This is a genomic window from Telluria mixta, assembly GCF_029223865.1.
GTDB lineage: Bacteria > Pseudomonadota > Gammaproteobacteria > Burkholderiales > Burkholderiaceae_D > Telluria > Telluria mixta.
This window is the reverse complement of record NZ_CP119520.1, coordinates 2,276,132-2,295,297: the sequence shown is the minus strand read 5'-3', so window position 1 is coordinate 2,295,297 and position 19,166 is coordinate 2,276,132. Positions and strand designations below refer to the sequence as shown.

Genomic DNA, 19,166 nt, shown 5'->3' with positions numbered 1-19,166 from the left:
ATGGTCTCCGGGAAAAGCATGAAGTCCCGGCGCGGACGGCCGGGATCGTTGTGCGGCGGATTCTGCATCCGGCCGGTAGGAGGGTCAAACGCCGGAAAGGCTTTGCGGCGCTGTTTAGTGGTGATTACTAAACTCGCCGCGATTGATGGTCAAAAGACGCTACCCGCCGCGCGGACAGCGGTGCGCAGCGTTTTAGTAAAGCCGCCCGTCAGTGCTGCGGTTCGAAGAACAACACCTCGCCTGTTGCGGTGGCCGCGATCAGCCGGCCGTCGTACCAGGCCGGCGAACCGACGAAGGCGCCGAGGCGCTTGACGTATTCGACGGCCGAATACAGCGCGTGCGGTCCGCCCTTGTACATGTTCTTCGTGTCCAGCTTGCCCGTGGCCGTGTCGATCACGCGGCCGTCGTTCACGGCGAGCGCGTCGCCGCGCCACGACCAGCGCGCGCGCCCGGTCGCCGCATCGAGCGCGACCAGTTCTCCCTTCATCGACGCCGCCACGACGACGTCCGCCACGCGCAGCGGCGATGCGAACGTCCACACCTTCGTCTCGAAGCGGTAGCGTTCGCGGCCGGTGCGCTTGTCCAGCGCCAGCAGCAGGCCGGTGTCCGACGTACCGACGTACACGCTGTCGCCGTCCATCGCCGGCGTGCCGACGACCCAGCTGCCCTGCGCGTCGTAGCGCCACTTCGGCTGGCCGCCGGCCGCGTCGAGCGCATACAGGAAACCGTCGCGCGAGCCGACGTAGACCGTGTCGCCGTCGACGGCGGGCGACGCCTGGATGCCGAACATGATGCTGGTCTTCTGCTCGACGCCCGTCTGGTGGCGCCAGCGCTGCTCGCCCGTCTGCGCATCGAGCGCATGGACCGCACCGTCCCAGCTGCCCACGACGATGTTCCTGCCCGCCAGCGCGGGCGAGGAATGCACCATGCCGCCCGTGCGCCATGCCCAGGCCAGCTTGCCGTCCTTCGTGTCGAGCGCATACACGTGGCCATTGCTGCTGCCGACGTAGACCTTGCCGTCATGGACCAGCGGCGACGACAGGTACAGGTCCCACGGATCGGGCACGGGCTGGCCGTCGCGCGGCATGCCGAACATGCCGTGCGCGGAGAATATCGCCTCGCCCTGCGTGCGGAAGGTCCACCGCGGCGAACCGTCGTCGGCCTTGAGCGCATGCACGCTGCCCGCCCGGTCGAGGAAGTAGACGGTACCGTCGGCCACCGCCGGCGTGGAGGCAATGCCGCCGCGCGCGTGATACAGCCATTGCAGCGTACGCGTCTTCGCATCGAGCGCGTACAGGTTGCCGTTCTCCGCGCCGACGAACACGCGCCCCTGCGCCGCCACCGGCGACGCGTGGATCGCCGCGTGCGCATCGAACCGCCCCGCCAGCCTGAAACCCTTGATGGCGCGCGTCTCCCCGGCGGCCCGGCCGGCATGCGCGGGGTCGCCCATGAACATGGGCCAGTCGGCGGCGAACGATGGGGTAGCGAGGAAGGCAAGCAGCAGGGCAAGGCGGCGCATGGAGGTTCCTGTCGTTGGGATGGCGCCATTCTAGGGGCGTGGGGCGCGGGCAATCTTCAGGGAGGCTTCACGGCCGGTAGGCGCGGTGGCGGTGCGTCGCTATACTTGCGCTCATGCGACTCCTACTCGTGGAAGACGACCTGGCGCTGGGCCGCGCGCTGCAGTCGGTGCTGCACAACGACGGCCACGACGTGACCTGGGTGCGCCTGGGCAGCGACTGCGCGCGCCTGCTGGACGAGCGCCGCCACGACGCCCTGCTGCTGGACCTGGGCCTGCCCGACGGCGACGGCGTCGCACTGCTGCGTCGCCTGCGCGCGGCCGGCCACGTGCTGCCCGCCGTCCTGATCACGGCGCGCGACAGCCTGCAGGACCGCCTCGACGGCTTCGACGGCGGCGCCGACGATTACCTCATCAAACCCTTCGACATCCCCGAACTGCTGGCCCGCCTGCGCGCGGTCGTGCGCCGTGCCGGCGGCGCGCAGGCCGACGCGCTGTGGCAGGTCGGCGACCTGGCCATCGACGCGCGCACCATGAGCGCCACTTGCCGCGGCGCGCCCGTCAACCTGTCGCGGACGGAGTTCGCGCTGCTGCACGCGCTCGTCCGCAACCCGGACCGCATCGTCACGCGCACGGAGCTCGAGCAGGGCGTGCTGCCCTACAGCGAGGGCCAGACGCTGGACGTGCATATCTCGAACCTGCGCAAGAAGATCGGCGACGGCTACATCCGCACCGTGCGCGGCGTCGGCTACATGGTGCGCCATGACGGCGGCCGCTGAGTTGATGACCAAAACACCGGCACCGAAGTCGCTGCTGCGCCGGCTCCTGATCGGCTTCATGCTCGTCATGCTCGGCATCTGGCTGGCGGCGCTGGCCCATATCGTGAAGCAGGTGAAGGTCGACAAGGTGCGCCAGACGGCGGCCGTCAACCGGGCCTGGACGCGCCAGATCATGCTCAACATGCAGTCGCTGCCGCCCGATCCGGCGGCGCTGGCGCGCATCGGCCAGCGCATCGAAGACCTGCGCCTGGACATGTTCCGCGAGTTCGGCTACCCGACGCAGGCGCGCATCCGCGTCTGGCTGGGAGGGCAGCTCGCGTACGACTCGGCAGCGGGCACGCCGCTGGATGACGGGTGGGCGCTGTGGGTCGAACGCGACGCCGCGCGCGGCATCACGGTGGAGCGGCGCGAGAAGCCCGACAGCGACTGGGTGTTCACGCCGTCGGCCGCCAATTACCTGCTCTCGCCGCTCGTCTACAGCCTGCCGTTCATGCTGCTGCCGGCCTGGCTCATCGTGCGCGTGGGCCTGCGCCCGCTGCGCGCGATGGCGCAGGCGCTCGAGGCGCGCGAACTCGAGTCGCGGGCCGACCTGGCGCCGCTGCCCGCCTCGCCCTACCGCGAACTGGCGCCCGTGGTCGATGCGGTGAACCGCCTGATGCGACGGCTGTCCGAGCGGCTGGCGCGCGAACACGAATTCCTCGCCGACGCGGCGCACGAACTCAAGACGCCGCTGTCGGTCGTGCAGATCAACGCCCACCTCATGGAAGCCGCGGCCGACGCGGCCCAGAAGACCGAAGCCGGCACGGGCCTGCGCGAAGGCGTCGCCCGCGCCACGCACGCGGTGCACCAGCTGCTCGCCTACGAACGGGCGCGCCAGGAATCGACGGACGCGCCGCCGCAGGAACAGGACCTGGCCGCGCTGCTGCGCGAGCGCATCGCCGTGGCCGCGCCGCTGGCGCTGCAGCGCGGCATCGACATCGAATTGCGCGCATCGTCCCCCGCCATCCTGCCGCTGCATCGCGAAAGCATGGCCGCCCTGCTCGACAACGTCATCGGCAACGCGATCAAGTATTCGCCGGACGGCGCCCGCGTGGACGTGTGCCTCGACGCCGGCCGCTGCATCACGGTGACGGACCAGGGCCCCGGCATCCCGCCCGCGCTGCGCGCCCGCGTGTTCGAACGGTTCTACCGCGTGCCCGGCCAGGACCAGGCGGGCAGCGGCCTCGGTCTGGCGATCGCGGAACGGGCCGCGGCCCGCAACGGCGCCCGCATCGCGCTCGACGGCGGTCCCGGTGGGCACGGGCTGGCCGTGCGCATCGCGTTCGGCGACGCCGGCTGCGCTACCCCTTCGCCATGAACGCCGCGACCAGCGCATTGGCGTGACCGTGGCCGAGCTGGTGCCCGGTCTTGAGGTAGTTGACCAGTTCCATGTGCTTGCGCGGGCCCGCCTGCTCCAGGACCTGCATCCAGTGCGCGATCGGCTTGCCGTACTTCTTTTCGATGGAGGGGAAGTAGGAGGCGGGGCCTTTGACGATGTCTTGCGTTGCCATGTCGGTTCCTTTCGGTCGTTGTCGGATGGTGCTGGTCTCTCGTACGACGAACGAGGGTAGCGGATTTCGACATGTCGGCCCGCAGCATCAGTAAGCCAGCGAACTCTCCAGCGCGGTCTGCACCAGCGAGTCGATCTCGCCGGTGATATTGGTCATCGTGCTCGCCACCACGGCAAACTCCTTGCCGACCGGCCCCGCGCGCGCGGCAACGATCTGTGCGTTGAACGCGACCATGCGTGCCTCGCGCGCGATGGTCTTGATGTCACCCATCAATTCCTGCATCTGGCGGCGTTGCTGGATCGCATGGCGCTTGGATTGCTCCTCGTACACGAGAGTCAGGGCATTGAGCACGCTGAGCAGCGGCGTGGCACTGCGCACCAGCTCATCGAGCAACGCGGGCGCGCGCCGCGACGTCGTGCCGATGGCGTCCAGCGTACTCTCGGCCAGTGCGATGAAATCGCGGATGATCTGGTCGCCCCGCATCGTGCCGAAATAGGCATCGCGCAGTTGCTGGCAAAAAATGCCCGGCAAACCCTGCTTGCCCTGCACGAGCGTCAAATGCGCGTCCCGGAAGGCCGCCAGCGTGTCGCGGGCAGTCTTGTCCGCGCCTTCATGGCCGAGCGAGGCCAGGACCGAATACAGCACCACCCGCTGGGATGTGAAACGGCGCCGGCCGGACAGGTTGATCAGGGCGCCGAACACGTCGCCGGACAATTTGACGTCGGGCTGGGCGGTGGATAGGGGGAGGGTTTCTGCGTGCATCCTGGGCTCCGATCGGTTTGACCGCCGGCGGCGGCTGATGCAGGACTGGATGCAGGTTTTATGCCAGCGCAAACCACGGCTACCGTAGTTACACGCACTAACTTGAGTCAAACCTTGGGGCAGTTTTGCACCCGAGGCGTGAGCCAGCCCAAATAATGGGCAGCTTCGCACCAATGTTCATCTTTTGGAGTCGTTCACGTAACGTGAACATGTCTAAAAGATGAACTTCATGTATCATTGTTCATATCTTGATCATGTTCACGTAACGTGAACACCGAAAACTATGAACAATCTGTTTGTGACAGAGTGTGAAGCGCCATTCGTAGCAAGCGCCCTTGCTGCACTGCACGATTCGACAAATATTGAGGGTGAACTCCTCGATACGTCGAATGACGATACCGATGCCCAGGTCCTCCTTACCATCAATGGTCGAAAGTTACGATACGACTGTGAGATCAAGAAGAAAGTCGATCGTTATGCGCTGCCGCTCAACCTGCTGAACAGACTCGACAATGCGCAGCGCACCTTGCTGATCAGTTCTCCTCTCAGTCCTGACATGGCACATCGTTGCCGTGACATCGGTCTCCAGTTCATCGATACGGCGGGTAATGCCTACATCAATGACGGGGCTGGCATTTACATTTACGTGACCGGCAGACGCGGCTCCGCCGAGCTCCAATTCCCGTCCAACAATACGATGACGGCGGCGGCGCTCAGGATGATGTTTGCAGCCCTGGCAGAGCCCGCACTGCTTAATGCACCCTATCGGGATATCTCGAACAAGGCACGGATATCGACCGGCGCCATCAGCAAGGCGTTCGACACGCTGGAATCACGTGAATTGATCGGCACGACGGCCAGCGGCAAGCGCATGATCCGCGCGCCGGAGCTGTTTCTGAACGAGTGGGCCAGTGGCTATGCCGGAAGGGTCAAGCCCAAGCTCAGGAAATATCGTTTTGCGATCGACAATTTCGATCTCGTCCTCAACCTGCAGCCTGAACGCGGGCTTTCAGCATATGGTGGCGAGCGAGCTGCCATGTATTTGACCGGACATCTCAAGCCCGAAGTGTGCACGATCTATGTAGACATGGATGACCCAAATGCACTCAAGGACATCGTCAGGAAATTCCGCTTGCGTGCGGACCCCGGAGGCCGCATCGAAATCGTCGAAATGTTCTGGAGCCCAGATCACTTCACCCAATCGTTTCCGACGGTACCGCATCACCTGATCTATGCGGATCTGATGGCCACGCACGATTCGCGCAACATTGCCGTGGCACGCCAGCTCGTGCCAAGAATCATTCAGCATGTACACGATACGACCCGATAAGCCCTTCAACCCAACACTTCTCGAGATCCTGTCCACGGTTCAGGCGGTAACGGGAAAGCTCGGCTGCGATTATCTTCTCGTCGGCGCGACCGCACGCGACATCTTGATGACCCACGTGTTCGGCCTCGATACCCGACGGGCCACTTATGACGTCGACTTCGCCATCGCACTCGATCACTGGGAACACTTTAACGCACTGAAGGCTGCTCTCGCGGCCACCGGCAGTTTCGTACCCGCTGCAGACAGAGCGCATCTATTACATTACAAGCCTGCCGAACACGGCAACGCATTCCCGCTGGATCTGATTCCTTTTGGCGGCGTGGAACAGGAAGCACATCGCATTTCCTGGCCACCCGACATGAGCGTCGTCATGAGCGTCATGGGCTACGCCGAAGCACTGGCATCAGCACTGGACGTGGAGGCAGGTAATGGCCTTGTCATCCGGGTGGTGTCGATTCCAGCGCTTGCCGCGCTCAAACTGCTGGCCTGGGACGACCGGGGTCTGCAAGATAACAAGGATGCCCAGGATCTTCTTTTCCTGCTCCAGCACTACCACGAAGCGGGGAATAATGACCGCATGTATGAGGAGGCATTCGAATTGCTCGAAGCCGCCGGATTCGACTTGCCTCTGGCCGGCGCCAACCTGCTCGGCCATGACACGCGTGTCATCTTGCACGACGACTCATTGCACGCCCTGCTCGCCATCCTGGCCGATGCGAGCAAACGCGACCGTCTCGTCGTCCACATGACGCGCTCCACCGGCATCGAATCCGACATGGCGGACAAGTTGCTGAGCCAGTTCGAGCTTGGGCTTCGACACTAGCTCCTCAGCACAGCCGTCCGCTCGTAATGCCGCATCTCCTCGAGATTGCCCACGAACGTCCTGACACTCGCAAAGAACTCCCTGAATTCGGGACTCTTGCGGAAACCATTCATGTGCCCTTCGACCGAATCCCACTCGATCCGCAAAATGAACGACGTCGGCTCTTCCGTGCACCGGCTCAGCTCGAAGCCGAGACAATGGCTGGACTTGCGCAGCGCCTCACCCGCCGTCGCATAGGCGGCAATGAACTGGTCGGCCTGGTCGACCGGTATCTTGTAGCGGACATATTCGATTACCATGATGCGCTCCGATCTCAATGTGCCATCTGGCGCTCCAGCAAATCATCGAAGCTGGCGCACGGGACGGCTTGCGAATAGTAGTGTCCCTGGATGTAGTCGCAGCCGATCGCGGCCAGTGCGTCGCGCTGGGCGCCGTTTTCGACGCCTTCGGCGATGGCCTGCATGCCGAGCCGGTGTGCCAGGTCGACGATCGCTTCGGTGAGTGCCTTGTCGCTGCCGTCGCTGACCAGGTTGTTGATGAACGACTTGTCGATCTTGAGGTAATCGATGTCGAACAGCTTCAGGTAAGCCAGGGCTGAAAAACCGGTGCCGAAATCGTCGATCGAGACCCTGGCGCCAGCGGCGTGGAGTGCGTCGAGACAGCGGATGGCCTGGTCGGCGTCGCTGATCAGGACCCCTTCGGTGATTTCTACCGTAATGCTGTTGCGCGGCAGGCCGGCATGGACGACCCGATCCAGCCAGGACAGCGGGCCCTGCTGTTTGAACTGGGTCGGGGAAATGTTCACGCTCAGCTCGATCACCCGGCCGTAGCGCTGGTACCAGCGCCTGGCGTTCGCGATCGCCTCGCACAATACCCAGTCGCCGATCTCGTTGATGAGTCCCGCTTCTTCCGCCAGCGGAATGAAGCGGGCCGGGCTGACCGCGCCGCGCTCCGGGTGAGTCCACCGTAACAGGGTCTCGGCCTTGTGGATGCGGCCCGTCGCGACTTCGACGATCGGCTGGTAGTACAACTGCAGCTCGTGCCGCGCCAATGCCTGGCGCAGGTCGTTCGTCAGCATCAGCTTGGCATGGGCCTGCTGCTGCAGGGAGGGGGTGAAATACTGGAACTGCCCGCGCCCGGCGCGCTTGGCCAGATGGACCGCATGCTCGGCATTCCTGACGAGATCGGCCGCGCCCGTGGCATCCTCCGGATAGACGCTGATGCCAACGCTGGCGGACACGTACATCGTACCGGCGGCATCCAGGCGCAGCGGCGCCGCGATCGCCTGGAGCACTGCTTCGGCGAGGGTGTCCAGGTGCGGACGTTGCTCGAATTCGCTGACGACCAGACCGAACGTATCGCCGCCCAGGCGGCCCATCGTGGCATCGTTGGGCAGGCAGCGCGCGATGCGCCGGGTCAGCTCGACCAGGGCCCTGTCGCCGGTCGCATGGCCGAAGCCGTCGTTGATGTCCTTGAAGCGGTCGAGGTCGAGCAGGAGCACGCCCAGCCCGCGGCCGGTGCCGGTCGCCTTCCTGAGGTCCTGTTCCAGGCGATCCAGGAACAGGCGGCGGTTCGGCAGCCCGGTCAGCGGATCGAAGTTAGTCTGGCGCCAGATCAGGTCGTCCTTTTCCTTTTGTTCGCTGATGTCGTTGAACTGGATGACATGGCGGTAGATGCGCCCGTCCGGCTGGCGGACGATCCGGATGTTGACGAACTTGGCCGTGAACGTCCCGTCCTTGTTACGGTCCTTGATTTCGCCCTGCCAGTGGTCCCGGCTGGCCAGATCGCGTTGCATGCATTCGTAGAAACCGTTGTCGTGCATGCTCGATTCGAACAGCGGCGGCACGACGCCGAGCACGTCGCGCAGGTCATAGCCGGTCTGTCGCGTGAACGCCGGGTTGGCATCGACGATCCGGTTGTTCCCGTCGGTGACCACGATCGCTTCCGAGCTGGTCTGGTAGATCAGGTTCGCCATGCGCATCGATTCTTCCAGGTTGCGCCGGTGCGTGATGTCCTGCACCGTGCCGCGCAGCGTCGCCGCGTGGCCGTCCTCGACGATCGGACTGCACAGCAGGCGGATCCACTTGCGCTTGCCGGCGCCGCCAGCGATGTCCAGTTCCAGGTCGAAGGGCACGCCGGACCGTGCGGCATCGAGTGCGCGTTCGGCCTGCAGCCGGTCGGCGTCGGCGCAGCACGCCAGGCAGGATGCGAGGGTAAGAGGCCGCTGTGCGCCGTCGAAGATGCGCGTCACTTCGTCGGTGTACTGGAACGCGTCGGTGGCCGGGACCAGTTCCCAGGCGCCGATCCGGGCCAGCGCGCTCATTTCCTGGAGCAGGCGGTCCTGTTCGCGGATTGTACGTTCATGTGCCCTGCGTTCGGTGATGTCGCGCGACACGCCGAGCACACCCAGCAGGGTCCCATCCGACGTGACGATCGGCGTCTTGAGCGTTTCGAACAGCCGCGTGCCGGGTACGTCGGGGACCGCCACCTCGTCCTCGACCATCAGTGGACGGCCGGCCCGTATCGCGGCTTCGTCGTCGCGCCGGTAGCGCTGGGCCATCTCCGGGCCGAACAGCTCGACGTCGTTTTTGCCGATGATCTCCTCGCGCGGACAGCCGAACAGCGCCGCCATAGGCGCGTTGCAGGCCCGGTAGACGCCTGCGCCATCCTTCAGCCAGATCAGGTCCGGGCTGTTTTCCACCAGCGTGTTCAACTGGGCCTTTTCGCGTTCCAGTTCGGCCGTGCGCAGGCGTACTGCCTTGCGCACCGTTCCCAGCCAGACCAGCAGTACCAGCACGAGCACGCCGAGCGCCAACAGGGTGTCCATTGTGTACCGTGCATAACGGGCGAAGGCGAGCGGACGGCCCATCCATTTGTCGTGCAGCGCCTCGATCTCGGCCGGTGTGATCTGCGCCATGCCGCGTTCGACGAGGGCCAGCGTGGCGGCGTCGCCCTTGCGTACGCCACGGCGCAACTCGCTACGCGTGATCTCGAACGCCTTCACATAGCGGCGGTGCAGATTGCTCCGGTACAACTGGTATTCGGCCGCATGATCTTCGCCGCAGACCAGCTTGATGCTGCGATTGGCCACGGCATTCCACAGGGCGGTATACGTAGGGAAATAGCGCACGCCCGTCACGCCAGCACGCTCCAGGCGCTCGCCGCAGGCGTCGCCGGCCTGGACGCCCACCTCGAATCCCTTCAGGCTGTCGAAGTCGTGGATGCCGGCGATGGACGTGTCGGCGTAGATCGACGTGTGGACCGTGGCATACGGCCTGGAAAAGTCGAAGCGGGCGCGCCGGGCTTCGGTGAGGAAAATGGTGTCGATGACATCCGCCTCGCCACGCTCCAGCGTGGGCTGGACCTCGGGCCAGTCGACGCCGCGCAGTTCGACCGGCACGCCGGTCTTCTGCTGCCACAGGTGCCACATCTCCACGGAATAGCCTTCGAGCTCCCCCTGGAATTACGAATCGCAAAGGGAGGATAGTTCTGGTCCACGACCACGCGCAACGGCGCCGCCACCGCCGTGAGCATCGGGACGGCAAGCAGAATGGCGAGCAGAAGGCGCACGGGAGTGGACATGACTTCTCTCTGGGCGACCAGACGGTCCCCGGACGATAGCATATGTCGTTGCGCGTTCTGCCAGGTCCGGAAAGCAAAAAGGCCCGCTCTCCTGGGAGATGCGGGCCTCTATCGACAAAAATCTTGTCGAGTGGCACTTAGAACGGGATATCGTCATCCATGTCCGAGAAGTTCGGCGCCGGTTTCGGCTGCGGACGTGCGGCCGGGGCCGGCGGGGCCTGGCGCGGGGCCGGGCGGCTCGGCGGGGCGTCGTAGCCGCCCATGTCGTCGCCACCACCGTAGCTGTCGCCGCCGCCCATGCCCTGGCGGCCGCCCAGCATCTGCATGTTTTCAGCGATGATGTCGGTGGCGTAGCGCTCGATGCCGTCCTTGTCGGTGTACTTGCGGGTCTGCAGGCGGCCTTCCACGTAGACCGACGAACCCTTTTTCAGGTACTGGCCGACGATTTCGGCAAGGCGGCCGAAGAACGAGATGCGGTGCCACTCGGTCAGCTCTTTCTGCTCGCCGGTGTTGCGGTCCTTCGATTTGTAGGACGTGGCCACGGCGATGTTGGCGATGGCGTCGCCGCTCGGCATGTAGCGGATTTCCGGATCGCGGCCGAGGTTGCCGACGATGATGACCTTGTTAACTGATGCCATTTTGTAAAGCTCCTTTGGATAGTCCCTGACTCTGCGTGCTGTCTAAGCGTTAGGGAAACATGTTGAATACGGCCCGCTATTATGCTGGTCAGTCGCATGAGAAAGCAACTGATTCCGCACTGATCGGGCACCCGGATTACAGCACCTGATCAGACCTCGAAGATGGGGGCGAAGTGCCCGAATTGGAAGAGATACGCATCAATACAGCCGGACGAAAATTTTTCGGCTTATTTTCGTTTTTCTGGTGAGTCTGCCATTGAATTGCCGGACTCCCGGACCACATACGACACGCGCACGTTGTACCGGAACGGCAGATCTTGACAGGTCGTCATATCATGCTGTTAAGCCTCGCAGACTTTTTCGAGGGCCGGCATACCACTGTAAATAAAAACAGGTAAACTAGTGCGCTTTCCCGTTCGGCCCGCTCACCTGTGCCATTCGTGCGCCGGCCCCGCAACCATTCGAAAGCCTTCAAACAACAATGGAAGAAATCCGTATCCGCGGCGCCCGCACGCACAATCTCAAGAACATCAACCTCGACCTGCCGCGCAACAAGCTGATCGTCATCACCGGCCTGTCGGGTTCCGGCAAGTCGTCGCTCGCTTTCGACACGCTGTATGCCGAGGGCCAGCGCCGCTACGTCGAATCGCTGTCGGCCTATGCGCGCCAGTTCCTTCAGCTGATGGAAAAGCCGGACGTCGACATGATCGAGGGCCTGTCGCCCGCCATCTCCATCGAGCAGAAGGCGACGTCGCACAACCCGCGCTCGACCGTCGGCACCGTCACTGAGATCCACGACTACCTGCGCCTGCTGTACGCGCGCGTCGGCACGCCCTACTGCCCGGATCACTCGGACGAGCCGCTGGCCGCCCAGACCGTGTCGCAGATGGTCGATGCCGTGCTGGCCATGCCGGAAGGGACCAAGCTGATGATCCTGGCGCCCGTCGTGGCGAACCGCAAGGGCGAGCACAGCGACCTGTTCGAGGCGATGCAGGCGCAAGGCTTCGTCCGCTTCCGCATCCAGAGCGGCACGCACGCGGCCAAGATCTACGACGTGGACGACCTGCCGAAGCTCAAGAAGACGGAAAAGCACACGATCGACGTCGTCATCGACCGCATCAAGGTGAATGCCGAGATCAAGCAGCGCCTGGCCGAGAGCTTCGAGACCGCGCTGCGCATCGCGGACGGCCGCGCGGTCGCCTACGAGATGGACACGGAGAAGGAGCACATCTACTCGAACAAGTTCGCGTGCAACGTCTGCGGCTATTCGCTGCAGGAGCTGGAGCCGCGCCTGTTCTCCTTCAATAACCCGATGGGCGCCTGCCAGGAATGCGATGGCCTGGGCCATATCGAGTTCTTCGATCCGAAGCGCATCGTCGCGTTCCCGAACCTGTCGCTGGCGTCCGGCGCCGTGAAGGGCTGGGATCGCCGCAACCAGTTTTATTACCAGATGCTGACGAGCCTCGCGTCGCACTACGGCTTCGACCTCGACAAGCCGTTCGAGCAGCTGCCGAAATCCGCGCAGGACGTCGTGCTGTTCGGCTCCGGCAAGACGTCGGTGCCGTTCGCGTACGTGAACGAGCGTGGCCGCACGGTGATGCGCGAGCATACGTTCGAGGGCGTCGTGAACAACCTGCAGCGCCGCTACCGCGAGACGGATTCGATGGCCGTGAAGGAAGAGCTGGCGAAGTTCATCAACGAGAAGGAGTGCCCGTCGTGCGGCGGCGCGCGCCTGCGCACGGAAGCGCGCTACGTCAGGATCGGCAACGGCAAACAGCAGCGCGCCATCTATGAAGTCGCGAAGACGCCGTTGCGCGACTGCCTGACCTACTTCGACGGCCTGGAACTGACGGGTGCCAAGCGCGACATCGCCGAGCGCGTGATCAAGGAAATCGTCGCGCGCCTGAAATTCCTGAACGACGTCGGCCTCGATTACCTGTCGCTGGACCGCAGCGCCGACACGCTGTCGGGCGGCGAAGCGCAGCGCATCCGCCTCGCGTCCCAGATCGGTTCCGGCCTGACGGGCGTGATGTACGTGCTGGACGAGCCGTCGATCGGCCTGCACCAGCGCGACAACGACCGCCTGATCGCGACCCTGAAGCACCTGCGCGACATCGGCAACAGCGTGCTGGTCGTCGAGCACGACGAGGATGCGATCCGCACGGCGGACTACATCGTCGACATGGGTCCGGGCGCGGGCGTGCACGGCGGCGCCGTGATCGCCGAGGGTTCGCTCAAGGACATCATGAAGAGCAAGACGTCGCTGACGGCGGCCTACCTGTCGGGCAAGAAGAAGATCCACGTGCCGAAGAAGCGCACGCAGGCCGACCCGGACCGCCAGCTCGTGATCACGGGCGCGACCGGCAACAACCTCAAAAATGTCTCGCTGGAGCTGCCGGTGGGCCTGCTGACGTGCGTGACGGGTGTGTCGGGTTCCGGTAAATCGACGCTCGTGAACGACACGCTGTACCCGGCCCTGTCGCGTCACCTGTACGGTTCGCAGACGGAACCGGCGCCGCACGACGCCATCCACGGCCTGGAGCACTTCGACAAGGTGATCTCGGTCGACCAGGCGCCGATCGGCCGCACGCCGCGTTCGAACCCGGCCACGTACACGGGCGTGTTCACGCCGATCCGCGACCTGTTCGCGACGGTGCCGACCGCGAAGGAACGTGGCTACTCGGCCGGCCGCTTCTCGTTCAACGTGAAGGGCGGCCGCTGCGAGGCGTGCCAGGGCGACGGCGTGATCAAGGTCGAGATGCACTTCCTGCCGGACGTGTACGTGCCCTGCGACGTCTGCCACGGCAAGCGCTACAACCGCGAAACGCTGGAAGTCCAGTACAAGGGCAAGAACATCACCGAAGTGCTGGACATGACGGTCGAGGATGCGCACGAGTTCTTCAAGCCCGTGCCGGTCATCGCGAGGAAGCTGCACACGCTGCTGGACGTGGGCCTCGGCTACATCAAGCTGGGCCAGAGCGCGACCACGCTGTCGGGCGGCGAGGCGCAGCGGGTAAAACTGTCGCTGGAACTGTCCAAGCGCGACACGGGACGCACGCTGTACATCCTCGACGAGCCGACGACGGGCCTGCACTTCGCCGACATCGACCTGCTGCTGAAGGTGATCCACCGCCTGCGCGACCAGGGCAACACGCTCGTCATCATCGAGCACAACCTGGACGTCATCAAGACGGCGGACTGGATCGTCGACCTGGGTCCGGAAGGCGGCGCGGGCGGCGGCACGATCGTCGCGCACGGCACGCCGGAAGACGTGGCCGACAATCCGGACAGCGTCACCGGCAAGTACCTCAAGCCGCTGCTCAAGGCGTGACGATGGGCGCCGGTGCGACGGATCCATCACGGACCCTCGCGCTGGCGCTCGTGCACGTGGGCGCCGACCTGGAATCCATCTGGGACGACCTCGCGGTCGCCGGCTATGGTCAGGAGGCCGCCATCGGGCGCGATCGCATGCTCGCCTTCGCGCCGACGCCTGAAGCAAAGGCGCAGTTGCGTGCCTACTGGCGCGAGCGCGCGATGGAGCGGCTGTCGGCCCTGCGCGGGCCGATCGATGAGCTCAAGGGCCTCTACTCACCCACACAACCCTATCGTTCGGCGCTGCTGGAGGCCTTGCGCGAGCGGGCCCCCACGCTCGTCTCGCCGACCGACCTGGTCGCGCCGCAGATCGAGCCGGCCATCAAGCTGTGCCTCGAAGACTACCTGAACCCCATCCACGAGGAGACTGTGCGCTGGTCGCGCGAGGTCAAGGCGCGTGCCATCCGCGCGGCCGGCCTGCGCGACGATCCTCGATTCGATGCGTTGCCGTGGTCCGGGCGCGTCACACTGCTGCGCGAGCGTTTCGCGCAGATGCTGGCGCCGCATGGCTTCACGGTCAGGAACAAGGGCAGGAACGTCGTGGCCGCCGAACGTCCCACGACGGACGGGCGCTTCATCTATGCCCTCGTCGACGACGGCGGCGCGAACCTGGGCAGGTATGGCCAGCTGAGTCACTGGATCGCCATCCGCACGCCGCGGCAGCGCCTCTCGCACGATCCGGACAAGGACGAATCGCTCGCGCGCTTCGGCATCGGCGATCTCGTACCCGAGTTCCACTGGTCGGCGCGGCATTTCCAGACGTTTCCCGAATTCTGCCGCGCGGTCGATACGGCGGCGTACGCGGCGCTGTGCATCTTCCGCAAGGTGGATGCGGCGCTGCTGTCCTAATCGGCCGTGTAGAACGGCTGGCGGATCCGCACCGGCCGCACGTCCATCCTGATCCGGTAGATCGAATACGCATCCTCGCGGTTCGTCACGTATTCCGCGGTATCCGGCACGCGCGTGAACGTGAACTCGAACCCGCGTTCCGGGAACTGGCTGTCCGGCCCTTCGAACGCCACGCCGACGGCGCGCTGCAGATCGCTGTCCACCAGCTTCTCGAGCAGGTCCGCGACGGCCGTGTTGCCGAGGATGTCCGTATAAAAGATCGGCGCGCGGTGCTCGACGTATTGCCTGTCCACGGGTTCCTTGTCCGGCCCCGGCGTGTACGTGCGCGTGGCCAGGTTGACCCGGTCGCCGCTGTCCAGGTAGCTGATGCGCGCATTGGCGAGATTGAATCCCGGCTTCGATTTGTCCGTCGTGGCTCCAGCAAGATCGAGCACGAGCGCGCCCCGGTAGCCGATCACGGTAACGTCGCGCGCCGGCCCGACGACGGCCGCCGTGTTCTCGTCGATGCCCAGTCCCAGCGTGTACCCCTTGGCCAGCATCGCGGGCAGCATGCGGCCGAAGCGGCCGCGCGCGAGCAGGTGCTGGTCGACGAAAACGTCGTCGCCGATGAAGCCGAGGCCCGGCGCGACGTCCTTGCCGTCCACGACGCCGTTCTTCAGCACCGGCATCACGTCCAGCGGCGGATCGTTGAACATGGTGCTGCTCATGATGGCCGCGCCGGCGCTCGTGCCCGCGATGACGCCGCCGCGCCGGTACAGCGCCCACAGCGCGTCCAGCACCGCCGTGTTGCTGCCGTTCGCGCGCCGCAGCGAGCCCGTGATGCGGGCCTGGTCGCCGCCCGTAAAGAAGGCGCCGCCGGCCTTGCGGATCGCATCGGCCAGCGCGGGATCGTCCGCGGCCTTGCGCACGTCGGTCCCGGCCAGCATGGGCGCGACCGGGACGACGAACGCGCGCGCGCCGTAGCGGTTCAGCGCGTCCACCGTGAGCTGGGCTTCCTTCGCGGGCGTCTGCGCGGCCGTCGGGAGCACGGCGATGCGCGCGCCCTTCCCGCCCGCCAGCGTGACGATCTTCTCCCACACCTCGGCGTTGTTGACGCGCAGGCCGCCGCCGATGATCACCAGCGAGCCCTTGGGGTCGGATGGCGCGGCGGCGGCCCATGCGCTGACGCCCGCGAGCGCCAGCGCGAAGCACAAGCGCTTCAGCATGTCAGCGGAACGAGTAGTTCACGCTCACGAACGCGCTGCGGCCGCGCGGGTCCGTGTAGCTCGGGTCGTACCCGGCCAGGAAGAACCAGGCCTGGTTCGAGAACGGCGGGTCCGCGTTGAACATGTTCAGCACGCCCGCGCGCACCTTGAGCTGCTTGCTGATCGTCCAGCTGCCCGTCAGGTCCCACAGCGAGTAGTACTTCACGTGGTTCGGCGGCAGCAGGGTGTCCGTGTACGGGTCGTAGGTCGTGTTCTGGTCCGTGTAGCCCATCGAATACTGGTTCGCCAGCGTGAGCGTGACCGGGCCGTTGTCCCATTCGAAGTTCACGCGGTGGCGCCACTTCTGGATCGCCTGGTCGTTCAGGAACACGCCCAGGTTCGTACGGAACGGCTCCGCCGGACCGAACTGGCGGTCGTAGTGCAGGATCAGCGTGCCGGACAGGTTGATGCCGAAGCGGCCCCACGGTCCGCGCTCGGAGCGCCAGTCGCCGGCGATGTCGAAGCCCGACGTCCTGAGCTTGCCCTGGTTTTCCTTCATCAGGAGGATGTTGGAGATGAAGCCGTCCTCGTCGCGCTGGATGTACTTGCCGTTGTAGGCTGCCGGGTTTTCGATGATGACCTGTTCGCCCAGGGTGCTGATCACGTCGCGCTTCTCGATGTTCCAGTAGTCGATCGAGAGGCTCGTGCGCTTGACCGGTTCGAACACGACGCCCAGCGAGAACTCGCGCGATTTCTCCGGCTTGAGGTTCGCGTTCGAACGGCGCTCGACGTCCCACTGGTCGGTACACGTGTCGATGCTGCCTTCCTGCTTCACGCACTGCGGGTCGGTCAGGATGCCGGCCGTGGTGCCGAAGATCGTCGGGCGCTTGAGGTCCGACAGCGACGGCGCGCGGAAGCCCGTGCCGGCCGATGCGCGCACCAGCAGCGACTGCATCGGCTGCCAGCGCAGGCCGATCTTCGGATTGGTCGTGTTGCCCACTTCGCTGTAGTGGTCGTAGCGCACCGCGAACTGCATCTCGAGTTCCTTGGTGAACGGCGCGACCACCTCGGTGAACACGGAGGCCACTTTTCTCGTGTTGTCCGCGGTCTCGACGTCGGCCAGTTCGCCGGCCGGGATCGTGCTGTCGCGGTCGCCCTGGATGTTATTCGAGCGCAGCAGGTCCGACGGCCTGAACGTCTGGTGCTCGTGGCGCAGTTCGCCGCCGACGGCCAGCGCCAGATCGCCGCCCGCGAGCGTCGTCAGCGAACGCGACATCTTGCCGTCGAGGGAGGTCGACACGCCCTTCGCATTGCGTGCTTCGTCGTTGACCCGGATGCTGTTGACGAGGTCCCGGCCGGCCTGCGACGACGGCCCGAACGGATTGATCGCGCCCGAGCGCACGCCGGCCTCGAACTGGTCGTACAGGAAGTAGCCGTCGACGTACTTGTCGATGGCCTTGTTCTCGGCGCGGCCCAGCGCCACGTCGTAGTCCCAGCCTTTGATGCTACCCGTGGCGCCCAGCAGCAGGCGCTGGCCGGTACTCGTCACGTCGTTCGTGCGGTTGCCCGCTTCCGCCATCCGGTAGCGGATCCGGTTGACCGTGCCGGGCAAGCCGGGCGCCGACAGCGCGTTGCGGTATGCCTCCGGCAGGATGCTGACGGGCAGGTTGCGCAGGGTCGACACCGGGTTCGGCGACAGCACATATTTGGTCTTGGCCTGCGTCTGCACCAGTTCCGCGAACAGCTGGTTGTCCGGGTCGAGCTGGAAGGTCGCGCGGCCGATGAAGCCGATCTTGCGCGAGTCCGGATAGATCTCCGTGTCTTCCATGTAGTCGTAGCTGCAGCCGGCCACGCCGCCCGGTCCCTTCTCGGCATACACGGTGGCGGGCGGATTGCACTTCGGCGCGCTCGGGTTGACGCGGCTCGCGCGGCTGCCGGCCGGCAGCAGGCCCGCGCCGATCAGGGCGGCACGCTGCGCGGCCGAGATGTCGATATTGGCCGGGAAGGTGTTGCTGGACATCTGCGCCGGCAGCGTCGTCGCGAGCGGGTGCTCGGAGATGAAGCGGCGCTGGCCAGAGCGCAGGCGGTCGAGCTGCTGGATGTCGAGCACGCCGAACACGTTGAAGCGATCGGTGGTCAGGTCGCCCGTGCCGCCGCTGAGGCTCAGCGTCTTCTTGCCCGCCCCGCCCTGCTGCGTGCCCGCGGCCGATGCGGCCAGGTCGATGCCCGTGTAATCCTTGCGCGTGATGAAGTTGATCACGCCGCCGATGGCATCGGTACCGTAAATCGCGGACGCGCCGTCCTTCAGCACCTCGACGCGCTGGATCGCGCCGGCCGGGATGTTGTTCAGGTCGACGCCCGAGTTGTCGCCGGGCGATGCGAAGTTGGCGAGGCGGCGGCCGTTCAGCAGGACCAGCGTGGACGATACGCCGAGGCCGCGCAGGTTGGCGCCGTTCAGGCCGCGCTGGCCGGACGTACCGTCCGTGATGCTGGGGCCGTCCGTCACCGGCGCCGTGTTCGCGCTGATGTTCTTGACCAGTTCCGCGGCCGTCGTCGCGCCCATCTTCTCGATGTCCTCGCGCGAGATCAGCTGCACGGGCAGCGCGGTCTCCGTGTCGATGCGCTTGATCGACGAACCGGTGATCTCCACGCGGTGCATCTTCGGTTCGTCCGCCTGCGTCTGCGCGGTCGCGTGCTGCGCCATCAGGGCAGCGATGGCCGCCGCGAGTATCGTCGGTTGCAGGGCTCTCGAAATGTGCTTGGTCATGCGGTGCTCTCCCT

Annotated in this window: 14 protein-coding genes; 6 read left to right on the top strand and 8 right to left on the bottom strand. The window is 65.4% G+C overall.

The genetic code is table 11. The features are described from left to right. Window positions 1-208: 208 nt before the first annotated feature. On the bottom strand, window positions 209-1,519 hold the full coding sequence (locus tag P0M04_RS10200; RefSeq protein ID WP_259452604.1) for an outer membrane protein assembly factor BamB family protein: 1,311 nt from the start codon (window positions 1,517-1,519) through the stop codon (window positions 209-211). Window positions 1,520-1,632: 113 nt separating this feature from the next. On the opposite strand from P0M04_RS10200, the gene P0M04_RS10195 reads away from it, so the two are divergent. Together P0M04_RS10195 and P0M04_RS10190 are read left to right on the top strand one after the other, a co-directional pair. Then, entirely contained in the window at window positions 1,633-2,295 is a 663-nt protein-coding gene (locus P0M04_RS10195; protein ID WP_259452603.1) for a response regulator transcription factor, read from the top strand. 4 nt (window positions 2,296-2,299) lie between these two features. Further along, window positions 2,300-3,652 carry an ATP-binding protein gene (locus P0M04_RS10190; protein WP_259452602.1) on the top strand — a complete coding sequence of 451 codons (1,353 nt, stop codon included), beginning with the start codon at window positions 2,300-2,302 and terminating at the stop codon, window positions 3,650-3,652. Here P0M04_RS10190 and P0M04_RS10185 read toward each other — a convergent pair. Both P0M04_RS10185 and P0M04_RS10180 read right to left on the bottom strand, forming a co-directional pair. Next, window positions 3,636-3,845, bottom strand: a complete 210-nt coding sequence (locus P0M04_RS10185; RefSeq protein WP_259452601.1) for a DUF4287 domain-containing protein — start codon at window positions 3,843-3,845, stop codon at window positions 3,636-3,638. The two genes, P0M04_RS10190 and P0M04_RS10185, sit on opposite strands and share 17 nt — an antisense overlap. Window positions 3,846-3,932: 87 nt before the next feature. Continuing rightward, complete coding sequence (locus tag P0M04_RS10180) at window positions 3,933-4,607, bottom strand: methyl-accepting chemotaxis protein (protein WP_259452600.1); 675 nt, start codon at window positions 4,605-4,607, stop codon at window positions 3,933-3,935. Between the two features lie 283 nt (window positions 4,608-4,890). Here P0M04_RS10180 and P0M04_RS10175 point away from each other — a divergent pair, with 283 nt between their 5' ends. Both P0M04_RS10175 and P0M04_RS10170 read left to right on the top strand, forming a co-directional pair. Next, complete coding sequence (locus P0M04_RS10175) at window positions 4,891-5,937, top strand: type IV toxin-antitoxin system AbiEi family antitoxin (protein ID WP_259452599.1); 1,047 nt, start codon at window positions 4,891-4,893, stop codon at window positions 5,935-5,937. Further along, window positions 5,915-6,760: a nucleotidyl transferase AbiEii/AbiGii toxin family protein gene (locus tag P0M04_RS10170; RefSeq protein WP_259452598.1), complete on the top strand. Its 846-nt coding sequence runs from the start codon at window positions 5,915-5,917 to the stop codon at window positions 6,758-6,760. The genes P0M04_RS10175 and P0M04_RS10170 overlap by 23 nt, the downstream gene beginning before the upstream one ends. Here the strand turns inward: P0M04_RS10170 and P0M04_RS10165 are convergent. The 3 genes from P0M04_RS10165 to ssb all read right to left on the bottom strand — a co-directional run bounded on the left by P0M04_RS10165 (window position 6,757) and on the right by ssb (window position 10,980). Then, on the bottom strand, window positions 6,757-7,059 hold the full coding sequence (locus P0M04_RS10165) for a putative quinol monooxygenase (RefSeq protein ID WP_259452597.1): 303 nt from the start codon (window positions 7,057-7,059) through the stop codon (window positions 6,757-6,759). The genes P0M04_RS10170 and P0M04_RS10165 overlap by 4 nt on opposite strands. Before the next feature lie 14 nt (window positions 7,060-7,073). Next, on the bottom strand, window positions 7,074-10,190 hold the full coding sequence (locus P0M04_RS10160; RefSeq protein ID WP_281042451.1) for an EAL domain-containing protein: 3,117 nt from the start codon (window positions 10,188-10,190) through the stop codon (window positions 7,074-7,076). Between the two features lie 289 nt (window positions 10,191-10,479). After that, window positions 10,480-10,980 carry a single-stranded DNA-binding protein gene (gene ssb, locus P0M04_RS10155; RefSeq protein ID WP_036233516.1) on the bottom strand — a complete coding sequence of 167 codons (501 nt, stop codon included), beginning with the start codon at window positions 10,978-10,980 and terminating at the stop codon, window positions 10,480-10,482. Between the two features lie 481 nt (window positions 10,981-11,461). Between ssb and uvrA the strand changes: the two genes are divergently transcribed. Continuing rightward, entirely contained in the window at window positions 11,462-14,311 is a 2,850-nt protein-coding gene (gene uvrA, locus P0M04_RS10150) for an excinuclease ABC subunit UvrA (protein ID WP_259452595.1), read from the top strand. Window positions 14,312-14,313: 2 nt separating this feature from the next. Then, window positions 14,314-15,201 (top strand): hypothetical protein, encoded by an 888-nt coding sequence (locus tag P0M04_RS10145; protein WP_259452594.1) that lies wholly within the window; start codon window positions 14,314-14,316, stop codon window positions 15,199-15,201. Here the strand turns inward: P0M04_RS10145 and P0M04_RS10140 are convergent. Together P0M04_RS10140 and P0M04_RS10135 are read right to left on the bottom strand one after the other, a co-directional pair. Beyond that, the gene (locus tag P0M04_RS10140; RefSeq protein ID WP_259452593.1) at window positions 15,198-16,406 is read right to left on the bottom strand and encodes a cyanophycinase; all 1,209 of its coding nucleotides are present in this window, start codon (window positions 16,404-16,406) and stop codon (window positions 15,198-15,200) included. The genes P0M04_RS10145 and P0M04_RS10140 overlap by 4 nt on opposite strands. A 1-nt stretch (window position 16,407) precedes the next feature. Beyond that, window positions 16,408-19,152, bottom strand: coding sequence for a TonB-dependent receptor (locus P0M04_RS10135; protein ID WP_259452592.1), 2,745 nt, complete (start codon window positions 19,150-19,152; stop codon window positions 16,408-16,410). Window positions 19,153-19,166 lie beyond the last annotated feature (14 nt).